Source organism: Streptomyces sp. NPDC050287 (assembly GCF_044459385.1).
GTDB lineage: Bacteria > Actinomycetota > Actinomycetes > Streptomycetales > Streptomycetaceae > Streptomyces.
This window is the reverse complement of sequence record NZ_JBITIY010000008.1, coordinates 147,892-163,981: the sequence shown is the minus strand read 5'-3', so window position 1 is coordinate 163,981 and position 16,090 is coordinate 147,892. Positions and strand designations below refer to the sequence as shown.

General features: G+C 71.4%; 18 protein-coding genes. 3 read left to right on the top strand and 15 right to left on the bottom strand.

Annotated elements, in window-relative coordinates:
- Window positions 1–6 precede the first annotated feature (6 nt).
- Window positions 7–510, bottom strand: a complete 504-nt coding sequence (locus tag ACIBK3_RS28820; RefSeq protein WP_399370258.1) for a flavin reductase family protein — start codon at window positions 508–510, stop codon at window positions 7–9.
- A gap of 317 nt (window positions 511–827) precedes the next feature.
- Here ACIBK3_RS28820 and ACIBK3_RS28815 point away from each other — a divergent pair, with 317 nt between their 5' ends.
- Window positions 828–1,373: a MarR family winged helix-turn-helix transcriptional regulator gene (locus ACIBK3_RS28815; RefSeq protein WP_399370256.1), complete on the top strand. Its 546-nt coding sequence runs from the start codon at window positions 828–830 to the stop codon at window positions 1,371–1,373.
- Between the two features lie 104 nt (window positions 1,374–1,477).
- Here ACIBK3_RS28815 and ACIBK3_RS28810 read toward each other — a convergent pair whose 3' ends face one another.
- The 12 genes from ACIBK3_RS28810 to ACIBK3_RS28755 all read right to left on the bottom strand — a co-directional run bounded on the left by ACIBK3_RS28810 (window position 1,478) and on the right by ACIBK3_RS28755 (window position 13,585).
- Window positions 1,478–1,696: a TetR/AcrR family transcriptional regulator gene (locus ACIBK3_RS28810; RefSeq protein ID WP_399370496.1), complete on the bottom strand. Its 219-nt coding sequence runs from the start codon at window positions 1,694–1,696 to the stop codon at window positions 1,478–1,480.
- 80 nt (window positions 1,697–1,776) lie between these two features.
- Entirely contained in the window at window positions 1,777–1,932 is a 156-nt protein-coding gene (locus ACIBK3_RS28805; RefSeq protein WP_399370508.1) for a hypothetical protein, read from the bottom strand.
- A 6-nt stretch (window positions 1,933–1,938) separates the two neighbouring features.
- Complete coding sequence (locus ACIBK3_RS28800) at window positions 1,939–2,103, bottom strand: hypothetical protein (protein ID WP_399370254.1); 165 nt, start codon at window positions 2,101–2,103, stop codon at window positions 1,939–1,941.
- A gap of 6 nt (window positions 2,104–2,109) precedes the next feature.
- Window positions 2,110–3,012, bottom strand: coding sequence for an SGNH/GDSL hydrolase family protein (locus ACIBK3_RS28795; RefSeq protein ID WP_399370252.1), 903 nt, complete (start codon window positions 3,010–3,012; stop codon window positions 2,110–2,112).
- A 116-nt stretch (window positions 3,013–3,128) separates the two neighbouring features.
- A complete protein-coding gene (locus ACIBK3_RS28790) occupies window positions 3,129–4,142 on the bottom strand; it encodes a hemolysin family protein (protein WP_399370250.1) in 1,014 nt (337 codons plus the stop codon).
- Window positions 4,139–5,473 (bottom strand): hemolysin family protein, encoded by a 1,335-nt coding sequence (locus ACIBK3_RS28785; protein WP_399370248.1) that lies wholly within the window; start codon window positions 5,471–5,473, stop codon window positions 4,139–4,141. Before ACIBK3_RS28785 ends, ACIBK3_RS28790 begins: the two co-directional genes overlap by 4 nt.
- A 167-nt stretch (window positions 5,474–5,640) precedes the next feature.
- Complete coding sequence (locus ACIBK3_RS28780) at window positions 5,641–6,066, bottom strand: GNAT family N-acetyltransferase (protein WP_399370246.1); 426 nt, start codon at window positions 6,064–6,066, stop codon at window positions 5,641–5,643.
- Between the two features lie 257 nt (window positions 6,067–6,323).
- The gene (locus tag ACIBK3_RS28775) at window positions 6,324–8,438 is read right to left on the bottom strand and encodes a M48 family metallopeptidase (RefSeq protein ID WP_399370243.1); all 2,115 of its coding nucleotides are present in this window, start codon (window positions 8,436–8,438) and stop codon (window positions 6,324–6,326) included.
- Between the two features lie 75 nt (window positions 8,439–8,513).
- Entirely contained in the window at window positions 8,514–9,005 is a 492-nt protein-coding gene (locus ACIBK3_RS28770; RefSeq protein ID WP_399370241.1) for a hypothetical protein, read from the bottom strand.
- Between the two features lie 218 nt (window positions 9,006–9,223).
- Complete coding sequence (locus tag ACIBK3_RS28765) at window positions 9,224–10,114, bottom strand: LLM class F420-dependent oxidoreductase (protein ID WP_399370239.1); 891 nt, start codon at window positions 10,112–10,114, stop codon at window positions 9,224–9,226.
- Between the two features lie 45 nt (window positions 10,115–10,159).
- Entirely contained in the window at window positions 10,160–12,727 is a 2,568-nt protein-coding gene (locus ACIBK3_RS28760; protein ID WP_399370237.1) for an ABC transporter permease, read from the bottom strand.
- 3 nt (window positions 12,728–12,730) lie between these two features.
- Entirely contained in the window at window positions 12,731–13,585 is an 855-nt protein-coding gene (locus ACIBK3_RS28755) for an ABC transporter ATP-binding protein (RefSeq protein ID WP_399370235.1), read from the bottom strand.
- Window positions 13,586–13,887: 302 nt separating this feature from the next.
- Here ACIBK3_RS28755 and ACIBK3_RS28750 point away from each other — a divergent pair, with 302 nt between their 5' ends.
- Together ACIBK3_RS28750 and ACIBK3_RS28745 are read left to right on the top strand one after the other, a co-directional pair.
- Entirely contained in the window at window positions 13,888–14,127 is a 240-nt protein-coding gene (locus ACIBK3_RS28750) for a toxin-antitoxin system HicB family antitoxin (protein ID WP_398658233.1), read from the top strand.
- A 4-nt stretch (window positions 14,128–14,131) separates the two neighbouring features.
- A complete protein-coding gene (locus tag ACIBK3_RS28745) occupies window positions 14,132–14,506 on the top strand; it encodes a fic family toxin-antitoxin system, toxin component (protein WP_399370233.1) in 375 nt (124 codons plus the stop codon).
- Between the two features lie 75 nt (window positions 14,507–14,581).
- Here the strand turns inward: ACIBK3_RS28745 and ACIBK3_RS28740 are convergent, their stop codons facing one another.
- Entirely contained in the window at window positions 14,582–15,277 is a 696-nt protein-coding gene (locus ACIBK3_RS28740) for a class I SAM-dependent methyltransferase (protein WP_399370231.1), read from the bottom strand.
- 73 nt (window positions 15,278–15,350) lie between these two features.
- The gene (gene bioD / locus ACIBK3_RS28735) at window positions 15,351–16,085 is read right to left on the bottom strand and encodes a dethiobiotin synthase (protein ID WP_399370495.1); all 735 of its coding nucleotides are present in this window, start codon (window positions 16,083–16,085) and stop codon (window positions 15,351–15,353) included.
- Window positions 16,086–16,090: the final 5 nt, after the last annotated feature.

Here is a 16,090-nt window from a genome sequence, read left to right as displayed (position 1 = left end):
AGGGCTTCAGAAGAGGTGCTCGATGCCGTCGGTCGACTCGGTCGTGGACGCGAAACGGCTCCAGGCGTAGGTCAGGGCGTCGCCGTCGCGGTGGCCGAGGTCGGTGACGCGGCCGAGGACCAGGGTGTGGTCGCCGCCGTCGTACGCGCGCCAGGGCTCGCACTCCACCCAGGCGAGCGGGTCGGCAAGCCGGGGGACGCGCGCGCCCTCTGCCCAGCGAGGCTCCGCGGTGCTCGAGGCCCCGGCGAACAGCCGGGCCAACTGCTCCTGTTCGGCACCGAGGATGTTCACGCAGAAGGGCCCGTCGGCCAGCTGGTCGTGGCAGCGGGCCCGGCGGGCGACGCTGACCAGAACCAGTGGCGGTTCGGCGGACACGGAAGTGAAGGAGTTCATGGTGGCGCCCCGCGGACCGCTGTCGGTCGCGTACGACACCACCGTGACGCCGGTGGCGAAACGGGACATGCAGGCACGCAGCGCGCCGGGACTGGGGGGAGCGAATACTTCGGGCATACGAGGTTCCTTGGGATCGATCGCCCGCCACACCGTCCCCCTTGACGGAGGCGGAACGGCCGGGGCTACCCGGCGGCACATCGGGACGCACGGCCGGGAGGAGACCTGCCCCCTGACAGAGCCGGGGGACAAAACGGGACGACTAATACTCAGAGCATGTAATCAATGCTTTGATTAATTGGGGACCGTACCCCCGTCGGCATCTGGAGGGAAGCCCCCGGGTGAAGGTTTTTTACGGTCCGGAAACCTGGACGGGGTGTCACGCGTGCCCGCTTCCCGAGTGCGGTCCGTGATGCCGCCCGACCTAGACTCCGACTGTGACCCAGGAACCGGAACCGCTGGAAGCCGACCACCTGCACTTCTGGTCGTTCATTGACCACGCCGTCGACCGGGCCTCGCGGGAACTCCCCGGCATCGACCCGCTCGCCATGCGGCTGGTGCTCACCCTCCACCGCGCGGCCAACATGCTCGTCTACGACCTCGAATCCGCCGTACACCGGCCTCGCGGCTGGTCATGGCCCGGCTTTCGAGTGCTGTTCGCCATCTGGTTGTCGGGCTCGGTCGAGGCGAAGAAGGTCGCGGAGCTGTCCGGCATGAGCCGAGCCGCCGTGTCGGCGCTGGTGAACACGCTGGAACGGGACGGCCTGGTGAGCAAGGAGCGCGCCTCCTATGACGGGCGCGCGGTCCAGCTCGGCCTCACCGAGGCCGGCCTGCAGGCGATCACCACTGCCTTCCAGGCGCACAACGCACGTGAACAGGAGTGGGCGGGCGCCCTCAGTGAGGACGAGCAGCGGACCCTCATCGAATTGCTCGGCAAGCTGACCGCGCACTCCGCGCACTTCGACGTCCGGCATCGGAGCTGAGGGGTTTTCCCAGGGCGACGAGCCAATGGCAGGCGTCCTACCTGGCGGACGGCGACCGCTTCGCCGCCCAATTCGTCGAGCAGGGCGGCGGACGGCAGCCGTCGTCAAGGCTGTTGCGGTGCTGAGTAGACAGGCCACCGCACGATCTGTTCGAGTCCGTCGCGACCGGGTGCCGCCTGCGCGACGATGTTCGCGTTCTGTGCATGCAGTTGGTCGGCGACCGCAGTGGCGACGAGCTCGTCCTTGGACGTGAAGTGGGTGTAGAAGGCGCCGTTGGTCGGTCCTGCGTCCTTCGTGAGTGTCGCGACGCTCGAGCCGTCGATGCCTCCCGCCTTCTCTCTGAGTAGTGCGATGACGTCGCTGTCCGAATATCGGAGGCGCCATTCTTCACATCTTTGGTCACCTAGGTCTGGCCGTAGACGGTGACGCTGCAGCCGACGAGGTCGACGGAGTCGAGATGGTGGGACAGCAGGAGTCCGGCGCCGACGATGGCGACCTGACTGCGCATGGCGAGGGCCTCGGTTCCGTCGGGCGGGGAGTCGGGCGAGGTTGCCCGCACAGGCCGTCACGTCGTCGCCACGGTGAAGGTATCGGCGATCCAGTCGGCGACGAAGGCGCTGACGTGCGCGAGGTGATCTAGCCCGATGTGCTCGGTGGCGCCCTCGTCGGGGGTGAAGATCCACAGGTCGCGCTTGGGGGCGTGGACACATGGGCCACCCGGGTGCCCCATGACGGGCTACTCCGCGGGCCGCTCGTTCGGCCGGAGACCGGGACGCTCGGACGGTGACCGCTCGGTCCGCTCGGACGGGGACCGCTCGGTCCGCTCGGACGGTGACCGCTCGGCCCGTTGGGACGGCACCAGGCCGGCCGCCTCGTACGGCAGCAAGTCGGGTCGCTTCGGCGGCAGCCCGTCGCCCGAGGAACGGCCGGTCAGCCGGCGGCCTATCCACGGCAGCAGATGCTGCCGGGCGAAGCGGACGTCCGCGACCCGGCGCGCGGCCCATCCCGGCGGCGGGGTGAGCGGCAGCGGGGTGCGCCACTCGGTGTCCTCGGGCTCGTACCCGAGTCCCTGCCAGACCGCTTCCGCGACCCGTCGGTGCCCCTCGGCCGTCAGATGCAGCCGGTCGACGTCCCACAGCCGCTGGTCGCCGAGCGAGGGCGCCCCGTACAGGTCGACGACGAGCGCGCCGTGCTGCGCGGCGAGTTCGTCGATGCAGACGAAGAGTTCCTCCATGCGCGGCCGGAACCGTTCCAGGACCGGGCCCTGGCGGGCCGGGCTGCGCATCAGCACCAGCTGTTCGCAGGACGGGGCGAGGCGTTCCACTGCCTCCGTGAGGAGCGCGCGGACCCGCCCCATGTCGCACTTGGGCCGCAGGGTGTCGTTGAGGCCGCCCACCAGCGTGACCACGTCGGCCCGCATGGAGGCCGCCACGTCCACCTGTTCGGCGACGATCTGTCCGATGAGCTTGCCGCGCACCGCGAGGTTCGCGTACCGGAAGCCGGGGGAGTGGGCCGCCATCCGTCCGGCGAGCAGGTCGGCCCAGCCCCGGTAGGTGCCGTCCGGCAGCAGGTCCGACATGCCCTCGGTGAAGGAGTCGCCGACCGCGACCAGGCTGGTGTGAGTGGGGTTCGTGTGCATGGCGTCTGCGATGGTAACCCGGGGCCATACCCGTCGGTCGGTCGGCACCCGTCGGTCGGTCGGCCCGGGTGCCACCGCCCCGGACCGACGCGCCCCGGACCGACCCGCCCCGCCCCCTACGCTCGCTGGCCGAACAGCTCCCGCAGGACGTCCTCCATGGTCACCAGACCCGTGAGCCGTCCGTCGGACCCCAGCACGGCGGCCAGATGCGTACGGCTGCCCCGCATCGCGGTGAGGACGTCGTCCAGCGGTGTGCTCTCCCGCACCCGGGCGATTTCCCGCATGTCCCGCAGCTGGAACGGCAGGTCCCGCGGGGTCTTGTCCAGCGCGTCCTTGACATGCAGGTAGCCGATGATCCGCCGCCCCTCGTCCACCACGGGGAAACGGGAGTAGCCGGTCTCGGCCGACAGCACCTCCAGCTGTTCGGGCGTGGCCCCCAGGTACACGTAGGCGATCCGGTCCAGCGGCAGCACCACGTCCCGCACCGGCCGGCGCCCCAGCTCCAGAGCGTCCCGCAGCCGTTCCTGCGCCCGGTCGTCGATCAGGCCCGCCTCGCCGGAGTCCCGCACGATCCGGGCCAGCTCGGCGTCCGAGAAGGTGGCGGTGACCTCGTCCTTCGTCTCGACACGGAGCAGCTTCAGCAGGGCGTTCGCGAAGGCGTTGATCGTGAAGATCACCGGGCGCAGCGCCCGGGACAGGGCGACCAGCGGCGGCCCGAGGAGCAGCGCACTGCGTACCGGCTCCGCGAGCGCGATGTTCTTCGGCACCATCTCGCCGAGCAGCATGTGCAGGTACGTCGCCAGGGTGAGCGCGATCACGAAGGAGACCACGTGCCCGGCGCTCTCGGGCACCCCGACCGCGTGGAACACCGGTTCCAGCAGGTGCGCGATCGCGGGTTCCGCGACGACACCCAGCACCAGGGTGCACAGGGTGATGCCGAGCTGTGCGGCCGCCATCAGCGCGGACACGTGCTGCAGACCCCACAGCACGCTCTTCGCGCGCCGGTCGCCCTGGTCGGCATGCGGGTCGATCTGGCTGCGGCGTACGGAGATCAGCGCGAACTCGGCGCCGACGAAGAAGGCGTTGACGACCAGGGTCGCCAGACCTACCAGCAACTGGACGGCGGTCACGAGCCCTCCACCTCCGTCCCGTCCTCGTGCGGCGGTGCGTGCAGCAGCAGTCGCGCGGCCCGGCGGCCCGAGGCGTCGACGACGTCCAGCCGCCAGCCCGCGACCTCGATCCGGTCACCCACGGCGGGGATCCGGCCGAGCTCGGTGGCGACGAGGCCGGCCAGTGTCTCGTACGGCCCCTCGGGCGTCCGCAGGCCGACGCGGGCGAGCTGGTCGGTGCGGGCGGAGCCGTCGGCGGAGTAGAGGGTGCGGCCCTCGTCGTCGCTGCCGGACGGAGCCAGGTCGGGTGTCTCGTGAGGGTCGTGTTCGTCGCGCACCTCGCCGACGACCTCCTCGACGATGTCCTCGAGCGTGGCCACGCCCGCCGTGCCGCCGTACTCGTCGATGACGACGGCCATCGTCCGCTTGCCGGACAGCCGGTCCAGCAGCCGGTCGACGGTGAGCGACTCGGGGACCATGAGCGGCTCGCGCATCAGCTCGGCGACCGGGACCCGGGGCCGGCGCTCGGCGGGGATCGCCAGAACGTCCTTGACGTGCGCGGTGCCCACGACCGAGTCCAGGTTGCCGCGGTAGACCGGGAACCGGGACAGGCCCGTGGCCCGGGTCGCGTTCGCCACGTCCTCGCAGGTCGCCTGGACGTCGAGGGCGATGACCTGCACGCGCGGGGTCATCACGTTCTCGGCGGTCAGGTCGGCGAGGTTCAACGTCCGTACGAACAGCTCGGCGGTGTCCGGTTCCAGGGCGCCCTCCCGGGCGGAGTGCCGGGCCAGCGCGGCCAGCTCCTGGGGTCCGCGCGCGGAGGCCAGCTCCTCGGCGGGCTCAAGGCCGAACAGCCGTACCGCACGGTTGGCGGTGTTGTTGAGGTGGGTGATGAAGGGACGGAAGGCGGCGCTGAACCAGCGCTGGGCGTTGCCGACCCGCTTGGCCACGCCCAGCGGCGAGGAGATCGCCCAGTTCTTGGGCACCAGCTCGCCGACGACCATCAGGAACACGGTCGACAGGGCCGTACCGAGGACCAGCGCCAGTGAGCTCGCGGTGGAGCGCGAGAGGCCGACGGCTTCCAGGGGACCCGCGATCAGCGCGGCGATCGACGGCTCGGCGAGCATGCCGACCACCAGGTTGGTGACCGTGATGCCGAGCTGTGCGCCGGAGAGCTGGAAGGTGAGGTTCCGTACGGCCCGCAGGGCCCCGGCCGCCCCCCGCTCGCCGCGCTCGGCGGCGCCCTCCAGCTGTCCGCGGTCGACGGTGGTCAGCGAGAACTCGGCGGCGACGAAGGCACCACAGGCGAGCGAGAGCAGGATCGCCACCAGCAGGAGGAGCACTTCGGTCATCGGGTCACCTCCGTCCCATGATCGGACAGGGCGGGGAGGATCGCGCGATGTCGCGTACTGGTACTGGGAGGCTCGCCCATGGGCGGACGCTCACACCTTTCATGGAGGATCGAGTGACCCTCCAAGGGTAAAGGATGGGCAAAAGAGCGTGAGTGGCGGACTCCGCGCTACTCGGTGAGCGGCTTGACCCAGCGCCGCCAGTGGTCCTCGCGGTGGTAGCCGGCCGCGGCCCACGCGTGGTGGGCCTGTTCGTTCGCTTCCAGGACCATGGCGTCGACGCGTCGCCCGCCGAGGGCGGCGAATCGTTGTTCGGCTGCTTCCAGGAGTGCGGTGGCAATGCCTTGCCGACGATGGTCGGGGTGTACGGCGAGTCGGTAGGCGGAGCATCGCCATCCGTCGAAGCCGGCTATGACGGTTCCGGTGAGGAGGCCGTCGCGCTCTGCGAGGAAGAGTGCTTCGGGGTCTCGTGTGATGAGCCGGGCCACTCCGTCGTGGTCGTCGCTGATGCTGGTTCCTTCCGCGGCTTCGCGCCAGAACCGCAACACGGTGTCGATGTCGGACAGGATGGCGTGGCGGATGTGGAGATCGCTCATGGGGCGAGCCAAGCAGAGGGCCGGTCTGTCGCGCGAACGGTTTGTCCGTCCAGCGCCTAGGGCCTTGTTGCGAAAGTGGCCTCTGCCGCGCGACGCCCGGCACGCACTCTCGCCGCACCGCCCGAAAGCCCGAGTACGCCCAGTACGAGGGCTTCCGGGCGGCACTCCCCCAGCCTTCGGCCGGGGGGACCCCCAGAGCACGCACCGGACGCCGCGCGGCCGCCCTCCGGGCGACGAGGCCACTTTCGCAACAGGCCCTAGTGCCGCGGCAGTCGGGGTGGCCTCATGGCCTTGTCAGCCGGTGTCGCGGGCGGTCCGCCGGGACGTTCCGCCGGGCGCCTCGCGGCGGAGAGGCCGGAGATGACGAGTGCCGCGAGGAAGGCACCCTCGACGCCGAAGATGAGGGAGTCGCGCATGAGGTTCGTCGGCATGTCCCAGGCCACCGCGAACAGCACACCGAAGGGCAGGCCGAAGAGTACCGACGTGATGACCGACCACCGTAGAGGGTGCTGGGCGGATACCGCCACGGCAGCGCCCGCCGCGGCGGGCGCGCCGGCCACCATCATCCCGTCCGACAGGGGCGTCGGCGTTATCCCCCACAGCACGTCGAGGTAGCCGGTCAGCACCCACCACAGCCCGGCGTAGGTCAGGCCGCCGGCGAGCCAGGCCGCCCTCAGGCTCGCGAGCCTGAGCTTCTGCGCCGAGGGCGAAGCAGCCGGGCGCGGACCGAGGAGCCGGCCCAGGGCCGGAGCGCCGAAGAGCAGGGCCGCCGCGCCGAGCAGCCACGGCACGTCGTTGAAGTAGCGCCCGAGGGCTGTCGTCTGGGCCACGGCGAACACGAGCAATGGCCCAGGCAGGTCGCTCATCGCGGTCCCGTCGTACTGCGCGAGGATGAAGGTCGCATGCATCTCGAACACCGGCCGGGCCGCGGCCAGGGTGACGGCGACGGCAGCGACGCAGGGCACGAAGGCCACGCCCAGGGGACGGCGAGCCGCCGCTACCGCAGGTGCCCACGCCGCGGCCAGGTACTCGCACCACAGCACGAGCAGCACCAGCAACCCACCCCGCAACAGCGCGCTGCCCAACTCGATCCCGAACGACGTCGGCATGCCCAGCCCGTTGGCTATCAGCATGGGCGACACCGCCGTGCCCACGACCAGGCCGAGGGCGACGCCCCAGCGCAGCGCGTGCAACCGAGGTGTGTCCCGGTACAGGGCGGCGCGCAGAACGGCCAGCCCGAGCACCACCATCAGCAGCACGGTCAAGGGTTCGGGCCGCCACAGATGCCAGATGGAGCCGTAGCTCCACTGTGCGGTCGGTGAGCTGCTCGGGTCCCACACCAGGACCAGGCACGCACCCAGCACCAGAGCGAAACCGAAGGTGGGCGCCATCAAAGGCCCCGGGTCCGCCAGCGCGGCAGCCCGCGCGGCCGCGGTCGGGTGAGTGCCGCTCAGCCGCCGCAACGACGCCCGCAGTCGGCCCGCGGTGTCCGCCGACTCGGCGGCGGCGACGAGGAGCCGCCGCAGCGGCTCGGGCCGGCCCTGCCACGCGACGACGCGCGCGTCAGCCTGGTACTCCCGGGTCCGCAGGACCTGCGCCCGTGCCACGGTGAGCAGCAGGGCAAGGCCCAGCATCTGCCCGAAGTTCGCCGCGTACAGCCACGGGTGGACGCCGAAGACCACGGCCAGCAGCCGACCCAGCGCGACGGGCGCGAACACCAGCACCGCGTACGCCCGCAGGAACCCGAGTGTGATCATCGTCAGGTCGACGTCGCGGTTGCGGATGTGTGCCAGTTCGTGCAGGACCAGCGCCTCGAGCGCCTCCGGGTCGCGGTCCAGCAGCGGCAGCACGCCCCGCCCGAGGAGCACGTACCGCCGACCGGCTCGGCCGAACGCCACACCGTTCGCCGCCGGGTCGAGCAGGTCGATCAGGAACCGCACCTGCCGGCCTGGAACGGCACGGTCGGCCAGGCGCATGAGCTCGGCGGCGAGGTGCGGAAGGTTCTCGGCGGTGATGAGCCGCACCCCGCGGCGACGTGCCCGGCTGGTGGACCGGAACCAGTAGTGCAGGGCGGTGGCGGCGGCCAGGAGCCCGCAGTTGATCAGGAACGACTGAGAGTGCGCAGGGTCGAAGGCGTTGCGGTTGCACTCGGCCACGCCCGGCAGTCGGCGGCCCTGCGCCCACAACTCCATGGCGGCCTCGGCCCCGCCCACGCGTGCGATGCCCTGACGCAGGCACGAATCGACCGGATCTCTCCCGCTGCCCTGCCAGTGGCGGGTGAAGACCGCGTGGGAGTCCGGCTGCATGACCACGGTGAACGCCAGGACCGCGACGATCAGCAGAATGAACGCGGTCAGCGTGGCGGACGGCAAGAGGAACGTCCGGCTCCGCGAAGCGACCGAACCCGCCCCGGCACCCGGCGCCGGGCCTCGCAGGTCCACGGCGGCTCACCCCTCGTCGGTGCGTTCACGCAGGTATGCCACGACCGTGTCAGCCAGCAGCTCGGCCCGGTCCTCCGGCAGACCGAGCAGCAGCGCTCGGCGCCGAGCGACTCCCCGCAGGTCGGCCAGCACCTCGGAGGGCAGCGACGCCGCGGCCGCGCCCGCGTCCTCGTCGGCCGGGGACGTCGACTGCCGTGCGGGCCGCAGACGCCGCAGCCAGCCCTTCGTACGGTCGGCGGCCTGTCTTCCGGCATCCTCGGCCAGGCTCTTGACCACTTCGGTCGCCACCCCGCAGGCCACCGTGGTGAACACCACCGCGGCGCTCTCCACGGCTCCGAAACCGAGCGGATCGTCGCGCCGTCGCTTCACCTGCCCGCCGCGCGGCGCAGCCGCCACCGTCTCGTCGAACAACGCCAGCTCCCCGGGCGCCAGACGAGCGACCAAATAGCGCGCCATCGCCAGCTCGGTGGGCTCGGTTCTGCCCTGTTCGCGGCCCAATGCACCCTCCCGCACACATGCCTACGCCCCAGTCAACTCACAAGGTACCGACCAATGTTCGGAGTCAGAAGCGGTATATCGACCCGGTCGACCACCGATCTCACCGGCGACTCAGGCCGCCCGGCCGCCGTGACCGGCTCGTGAAGGTGAACTGATCGTGTACCCGGACAGTTCAGCGGCGGCACGTGCTGCTCGTACCGGCGACGGTCACCGGGACCTCACCGGCCCCGCAACTCCGCCATGACCGGAGCGAACGCCTCCATGTACGGCTCCAGCACGGTCAGATAGGTGAAGCCGTACCGTTCCCGCTGCGCCAGCAGCTGCGCGACGGTCTGCTTCAGGGTGCCGACGACGAGGAGAGGCAGCTCCAGGGCCTCCTCCACGGTGACGTCCGGTACCCGCTCCACGAGGGGCCGCACAGCCGCCTCCCGGTCCTCGGTGACGGCCACCATCTGCAGCAGCAGGTTCAGTTCCGCCGGCTCCTTGCGCCCCTGGGCCAACTCCCGGTACCTGGCCAGCCGTTCGTCGAGCTCCTCAGCGGTGACCGGCAGCATCTTCCCCGCCGTGTTCCCCGGCACCGGGCGGGCGCCGGTGAAGGCCGCGATGTCCGCCCGTTCGGCGGTCAGCCGCAGCACGCGGTCACCGTTGCCGCCGATCATCAACGGGACGCGCGGCTTCTGCGCCGGCTGCGGCTGGTGGTCGGGGGAACCGAGCAGCCGCTCCACCTCGTCGACGGTGCGCCGCAGATGGTCGACGCGCTCGCCCGGCGAACCGTACGGCAACCCGGCCGAGTCGTGTTCCGCCTGTACGTACCCGGCGCCCAGGCCCAGCTCCAGCCGCCCGCCGGTGAGCGCGTCCGTGGTGGCGACCTCGCGGGCCAGCAGGGCCGGGTTCCAGAAACCGGCGTTCAGCACGAACGTGCCCAGCCGTGGCCGTTCGGTCGCCTCCGCCGCCGCGACCAGCGCCGGGAAGGGCGCGACCATGCCGAGATGGTCGGGGACCAGGATCACGTCGTAGCCGAGTTCCTCCGCCCGGCGGCACTTGGACCGCCACTCCGCGGCCGGGGCGGGAACGATCATGTTGACACCGAAACGGAACGGACGGGACATCAACTCTCCTTGACTGAAGGGGACTTGAGTACTCGTGCGATTCCATCACTCGTGCGCGATGGCCGCCAGCACGTTCATGCGGGACGCACGCAACGCGGGCAGCAGCGCCGCCACGACCCCCACCACCGCCGAGCCGACCACCACCGCGACGATCGTGGTCCAGGGAACCGCGAACGCCTTGAGACCCTGCAACGCCAGCACCCGCTGGATGCACACCCCCCACACCAGGCCCAGCGCGAGTCCCAGCACCGCGCCGAACACCGCGATCACCACCGACTCCAGCCGGATCATGCGGCGCAGCTGACGCCGGGCGAGCCCGATGGCGCGCAGCAGCCCGATCTCCCGGGTGCGCTCGACGACCGACAGGGCGAGGGTGTTGACCACGCCGAGCACCGCGATGACGATCGCCAGCCCGAGCAGCGCGTACACCAGGTACAGCAGGACGGCGATCTGATCGTGGATGAGTTTCTTGTAGTCGGCCAGGTCGCGCACCTGCACCTGCGGATAGGGGTCGAGCGTCCGTTCCAGGCTGGTGCGCAGGTCGTCGTCGCTCGTCCCGGAGGCGGCGTTCACGTACAGCGCGGAGTCCTGGCCGCCCGGCGCGAACTTCTCCAGCGTGGCCAGGCCGAAGTACAGGCCGCCCTTGGTGCCGAACCCCTGAGCGGAGTCCTGGTCGGTGAGGGCGCCCACGGTCAGCCGGGTGGTGCGTCCGCCCTGGAACTCGACGGGGACGGTGCTGCCGACACGTGCGTCGTGGTCGCGCGCGAAGTCCCGGTCCATGGCGATGCGGCCGGCCGCGAGTGCCGCGGCGGTGTCGCCCTGTGCGTACGTGATGTGCGCGACCTCGTCGAGCCGTGGGTCGTAGGCCGCGGCGGTCGTCTCGACCCGTTCGCCGTCCGGCAGCCGTACCGCGACCGGAGTGAACCGCGACCGTACGACGAGCCCGGCGCCCGGGGTGTCGCGCACCGCGTCGGTGAGTTCCTCGGGGAAGGGCAGGAAGTTGCTGTTCTGGATCACGTAGTCGGCGCCCAGCGTCTTGTCGATCTGCTGGTCGAAGGACTTGGTCATCGACGCGCTCGCCACCGACATCCCGCCCACCAGCGCCAGGCCCACCATCAGCGCGGCCGCGGTGGCGCCGGTGCGACGGGGGTTGCGCAGGGCGTTGCGCTGGCTCATCCGGCCGACGGACCCGAACAGCGCGGGGAAGGCCCCGCCGAGGACCCGGATCACCGGCCGCACCAGCAGCGGACCCGCGATCACGGTGGCCAGCAGCGTCAGGACGACGCCGAGACCCAGCAGCGAGGCCGCCGAAGCGGTCCTGGACGCGGTGACGCAGCCCACGAGCGCGGCCGCACCGAGCGCCCCGACCACGGCACCCACGATCGCGCGTGTCCGCAGCGGCCTGCCGATCCCGGCGATCTCGGCGTCCGCGAGGGCCGCCATCGGCGAGACGCCCGCCGCCCGCCGGGCCGGCAGATACGCGGCCACGAAGGTGACGCCGACACCGACGACGTACGCCGCCACGGGCGTGCCCCAGCCGATGACCATCTCGCTCGACTTGATGTTCATGCCGAACGAGTTCATCAGCTCGATCAGCCCGGCCGCGAGCCCGATACCGGTGGCCAGGCCCAGCGTGGAGCCGGCCACGCCGAGCAGCAGCGCCTCGGTGAGGACCGAGCGGCGGACCTGGCGCCGGTCCGCGCCGAGCGCGCGCAGCAGGCCCAGCTCCCGGGTGCGCTGGGCGATCAGCATCGAGAAGGTGTTGACGATCAGGAACACCCCGACCAGCACCGCGATCCCCGCGAAACCGAGCATCACGTACTTGATGACGTCGAGGAATCCGCCCAGCTGGTCGACGTCCGACTTGGCCTGCTCGCCGGCGGTCCGGAACTCGTAGCGGTGCGCGCCGAGCGCGGCGGCCACCCGCTGCTTGAGCTGGGCGTCGCTGACGCCCTCGGCGGCGTCGACCGAGATGCTGGTGGCCGCCCGAGGGTTCCCCAGCAGCTTCTGCTGCGCGGTCGGGGTGTCCAGGAAGAGCAGCGCGGCACCGGGGTTCGTGGTGGTGAACGTGGCGATGCCGACGACCCGGACCTTGAACGAGCCCGGTCCCGCGATCACCGTGAGCGTGTCCCCGATCCGGACATGCTTGCGGTCGGCGGACTCCGAGTCCAGCAGCGCCTCGGCTGGGCCGCGCGGGGCGTGGCCGGAGGTGAGCTCGACGGGGCTGCGCTGGTCGGGGCTCCAGTCGGTGCCGATGGTCGGGGCACCGGTGGTCGGGCCGACGGACTGGTTGTCGCTGTCGACGACGGTGATGTTCTGGACCTCGGCGTCCGCGCGCGCGTCCGCGACCCCGTCGACCCGGGCCACCCGCTCGGCGAGCGCGGCCGGCAGGGTGGCCGTCATGCCCGAGGGCACCCCCTCCTTCAGGGTCTCCTTCGGGCTGACGGTGACATCGGGCGCTGTCGAGGCGAAGAGCCGGTCGAAGGTCCGGCTGAGCGTGTCGGAGAAGATCAGGCTGCCCGCCACGAACGCCACGGACAGCACGACGGCCAGCGCGGACAGCAGCAGGCGTCCCTTGTGCGCGAGGAAGCTGCGGAGCGTCGCCTTCAGCACGGGTCAGTCCTTGCCGGGAGTGCCGTCGGACGCGCTGCCTCCGCCTCCGGGCGCACCGTCTCCGGGCGGACCGTCGAACGGGCCACGGCTCACGTCGAACCGCTTCATCCGTTCGAGCACCGCCTCCGCCGTCGGCCGCTCCATCTCGTCGACGATCCGCCCGTCCGCGAGGAAGAGCACCAGGTCGGAGTGGGCGGCGGCGCCCGGGTCGTGGGTGACCATGACGACGGTCTGCCCGAGCTGGTCGACGGCCTCACGCAGGAAGCCGAGGACCTCCAGGCCCGCCCGTGAGTCGAGGTTGCCGGTCGGCTCGTCCGCGAAGATCAGCTCGGGCCGGGAGGCCAGCGCCCGCGCGCACGCCACCCGCTGCTGCTGGCCGCCGGAGAGCTGGGACGGCCGGTGCCTCAGCCGGTCCCGCAGTCCCAGCGTGTCGATGACCTGGTCCAGCCACTTCTCGTCGGCCTTCTTGCCGGCGATGTCCATGGGCAGGGTGATGTTCTCGGCCGCGTTGAGCGTCGGGATCAGGTTGAACGACTGGAACATGAACCCGATCCGGTCCCGCCGCAGCCGGGTCAGCTCGCGCTCCTTCAGCCCCGTGATCTCGGTGTCGCCGAGCCACACCTGCCCGGCCGAGACGGTGTCGAGCCCGGCGAGGCAGTGCATCAGCGTGGACTTTCCCGAGCCGGACGGCCCCATGACCGCGGTGAACCGGCCGCGCGCGATGTCCACGTCCACCGAGTCCAGGGCCAGCACGGTCGTCTCGCCCGAGCCGTAGGCCTTGGTCAGGCCGCGAGCGCGGGCGGCGATCCCGTCGGCCGACGCCTGGCCCGGCACATACTGAGCAGCAGGGGTGGACAAGACTGCCTCCTCGCTCCTGGTGTAGGACTTTGCTGACGTGGACTGTTCTGATGCACGACTTTGCCGATCTGGGGCTCTTCCTGGCGCAGGGTATTCCTGGCGCAGGACTTTTCTGTCCCTTTCGGGACGTACGACGTTTCCGTCCGGCAGAGCCTAGTGTGATCCGTCCCACACCCGGTATCCCCCGTGAGTCCCGGACGGTCTCCACCCCCAGGTCGGGCCCCTGATACCCGTGTAAGGGGCAACCACCACCCGTGGGTGAGCTCTTGCCGGTGCTAGCAAATCGGCGCTAGCTTCGAGGTATGGCGAAGACCCAGCTGAACGTACGGGTGGACGAGGGCACGGCCCGCGCCGCCCGCGAACGCGCCCTGGCCCGCGGGATGAGCGTCAACCGCTACATCGAGGAACTGGTCCGGCAGGACACCGGCGAGGTCGGCCACACCTTCGTGGAGGCCGCCGCCGACTTCATGAAAAGTTACGAGTCCGTCTTCGTCGAGGAATTCGGCGCCGAGCGCGAGGGCGCGCGCGAAGGTCGCCGCTGATCCGTTGAGCCCTCTGACCATCGACCTCGCCTGGCTCCTCATGCTCGCCGAGCAGCAGACTCCTGGGGACCCCCAGGTCACCGACTGGGGCGCCCTGGTCGCGGCCGTCGCACGCCACCAGGCGGAGATCCTCGACGTCCCCGTCTACGACAGCCCGCACGCGCGCGCCGCCGCCCTGCTCCAACTCCTCATCCACGTCCCCGCCTTGGAGCGCTCCAACGCCCTGTTCGCCTCCGCCGTCGCCTACGCGTACCTCGTCGCCAGCGGCCTGAAGGTCGTCACCTCGCCCGAGCAGGTCCGCGACCTGGCAAAGCTGGTCAAGAGCGGTGAGGCGTCCGTGGACGACATCGCGCGGGAACTTCGCCAGTGGAGCCTGTGATCACCGATCACAGATCACCGATCCGATCACCGATCACAGGTTCACCGCCCCCGAGCGGTGAACCTGTGATGACGCTCACCGCTCCCCGAGCCCCGGCCGCCACGCGGTGCCCAGCACGCAGTACGAGGTGGGCAGCTTCGGCCCGTTCTCCGGCATCGACATCCGCCGGTAGGGGCCGAGTTCGAAGCCGGCCTCGCGCAGTGCGGCGACCGGGTCGCGGGACAGATGGCAGCCGCCGCTCAGCGGCGGCCACAGCGTGCGGTCGAGCGCGCGCTGGGTGAGGGTCATCGCCCGCCCGCCGCCCCGGCCGTGCTCGAAGAACCGCACCTCGCCGCCCGGCCGCAGCACCCGCCGTATCTCCCCGAGGGCGCGCGGCAGATCCCGCACACTGCACAGCACCAGGGAGATCACCGCCGCGTCGAAGGCCTCGCTCTTGACCGGCAGCGCCTCCGCCGCACCCGGGACCACATCGACGGGCACCTCGCACCGCAGCGCGGCGTCCACCGCGAACTTCCGCAGCACCCGCTCCGGTTCGATCGCCACGACCTCCGAGACCGAGCCGGGATAGTGCGCGAAGTTCAGACCGTTGCCCGCGCCGACCTCGATCACCCGCCCGGACAGCCCGGCGAGCAGCCTCTCTCGGACCCGGCCCATGCCCATCCTGGTCTCGGCGCTGACGCTGATCCGGGCGTAGTAGCGGGCGAACAGCGGGTGGTGTACGGCATCCCCGGCCGGCTTCCCGGAGCCGGTGGAGCGCATCGGCAGCGGCATGGCGACCTCCCTCGCAGGCGGGCCTCACCACGATTGTCCTCCGGACGGGGCCGTCGCACCCCCGGCCGTCACGTCACTCGATGAGATCAGGCCGGGGAGCCTCGCGCCCGCGGAACGCCTCCGCGTCCCACGTGCCGCCCAGCCGTGGCGCGAGCCAACCGGGCGCCGCGGCGCGGAAGCGGGCGGGGCCGAGTGCGCCGGCGCCGGCGGGCAGGGCGCCGAGCAGCGGGGCGCCACAGACGTCCGGGAGGTCGGCCAGATTGCAACGCGACGCCAGATCCGGCACGTCGGGCCAGCTGCCGATCACGACACCGGCGAAGTCGAGCCCCCGTGCCCGCAGTTCACGGGCGGTCAGTTCCGTCATGTTCAACGTACCGAGGCCCGCCGGGGCCACGACCAGGACCGGAGCGCCCAGCAACTGTGCCGCGTCGGCCAGTGTCCCGCCCGCCGCGTCGAACCGGACGAGCAGTCCGCCCGCCCCCTCGACCAGCACCAGATCGTGGTCGGTGGCCAGCTTGGCGGCGGCCTCGGCGATCTCCCGCGGGTGCACCGGCGCCCGCCCGGCCCGCCGGGCCGCCGTCGCCGGCGCCAACGGGTCGGGGTACCGGGCGAGTTCCGTCGCGGTGACGGCGCCCGCGAGCCGCGTCACCTCTTCGGCGTCCCCGGGCTCGTCCGGTCCGACGCCCGTCTGCGCGGCCTTCAGCACGGCCACCGTCCGGCCGGCCGCGAGGGCGGCCGCGGCGACGGCGGCGGTCGTGACCGTCTTGCCGATCTCCGTGCCCGTACCCGTGATCACCAGGACCGGCATGTCAT

Bases quoted from the DNA above. Each gene is read 5' to 3' on its own strand.
- ACIBK3_RS28820 (WP_399370258.1), bottom strand. From the start codon at position 510: ATGCCCGAAGTATTCGCTCCCCCCAGTCCCGGCGCGCTGCGTGCCTGC.
- ACIBK3_RS28800 (WP_399370254.1), bottom strand. From the start codon at position 2,103: ATGGGGCACCCGGGTGGCCCATGTGTCCACGCCCCCAAGCGCGACCTG.
- ACIBK3_RS28795 (WP_399370252.1), bottom strand. From the start codon at position 3,012: ATGCACACGAACCCCACTCACACCAGCCTGGTCGCGGTCGGCGACTCC.
- ACIBK3_RS28785 (WP_399370248.1), bottom strand. From the start codon at position 5,473: ATGACCGAAGTGCTCCTCCTGCTGGTGGCGATCCTGCTCTCGCTCGCC.
- ACIBK3_RS28780 (WP_399370246.1), bottom strand. From the start codon at position 6,066: ATGAGCGATCTCCACATCCGCCACGCCATCCTGTCCGACATCGACACC.
- ACIBK3_RS28765 (WP_399370239.1), bottom strand. From the start codon at position 10,114: ATGTCCCGTCCGTTCCGTTTCGGTGTCAACATGATCGTTCCCGCCCCG.
- ACIBK3_RS28750 (WP_398658233.1), top strand. From the start codon at position 13,888: ATGGCGAAGACCCAGCTGAACGTACGGGTGGACGAGGGCACGGCCCGC.
- ACIBK3_RS28740 (WP_399370231.1), bottom strand. From the start codon at position 15,277: ATGCCGCTGCCGATGCGCTCCACCGGCTCCGGGAAGCCGGCCGGGGAT.
- bioD (WP_399370495.1), bottom strand. From the start codon at position 16,085: ATGCCGGTCCTGGTGATCACGGGTACGGGCACGGAGATCGGCAAGACG.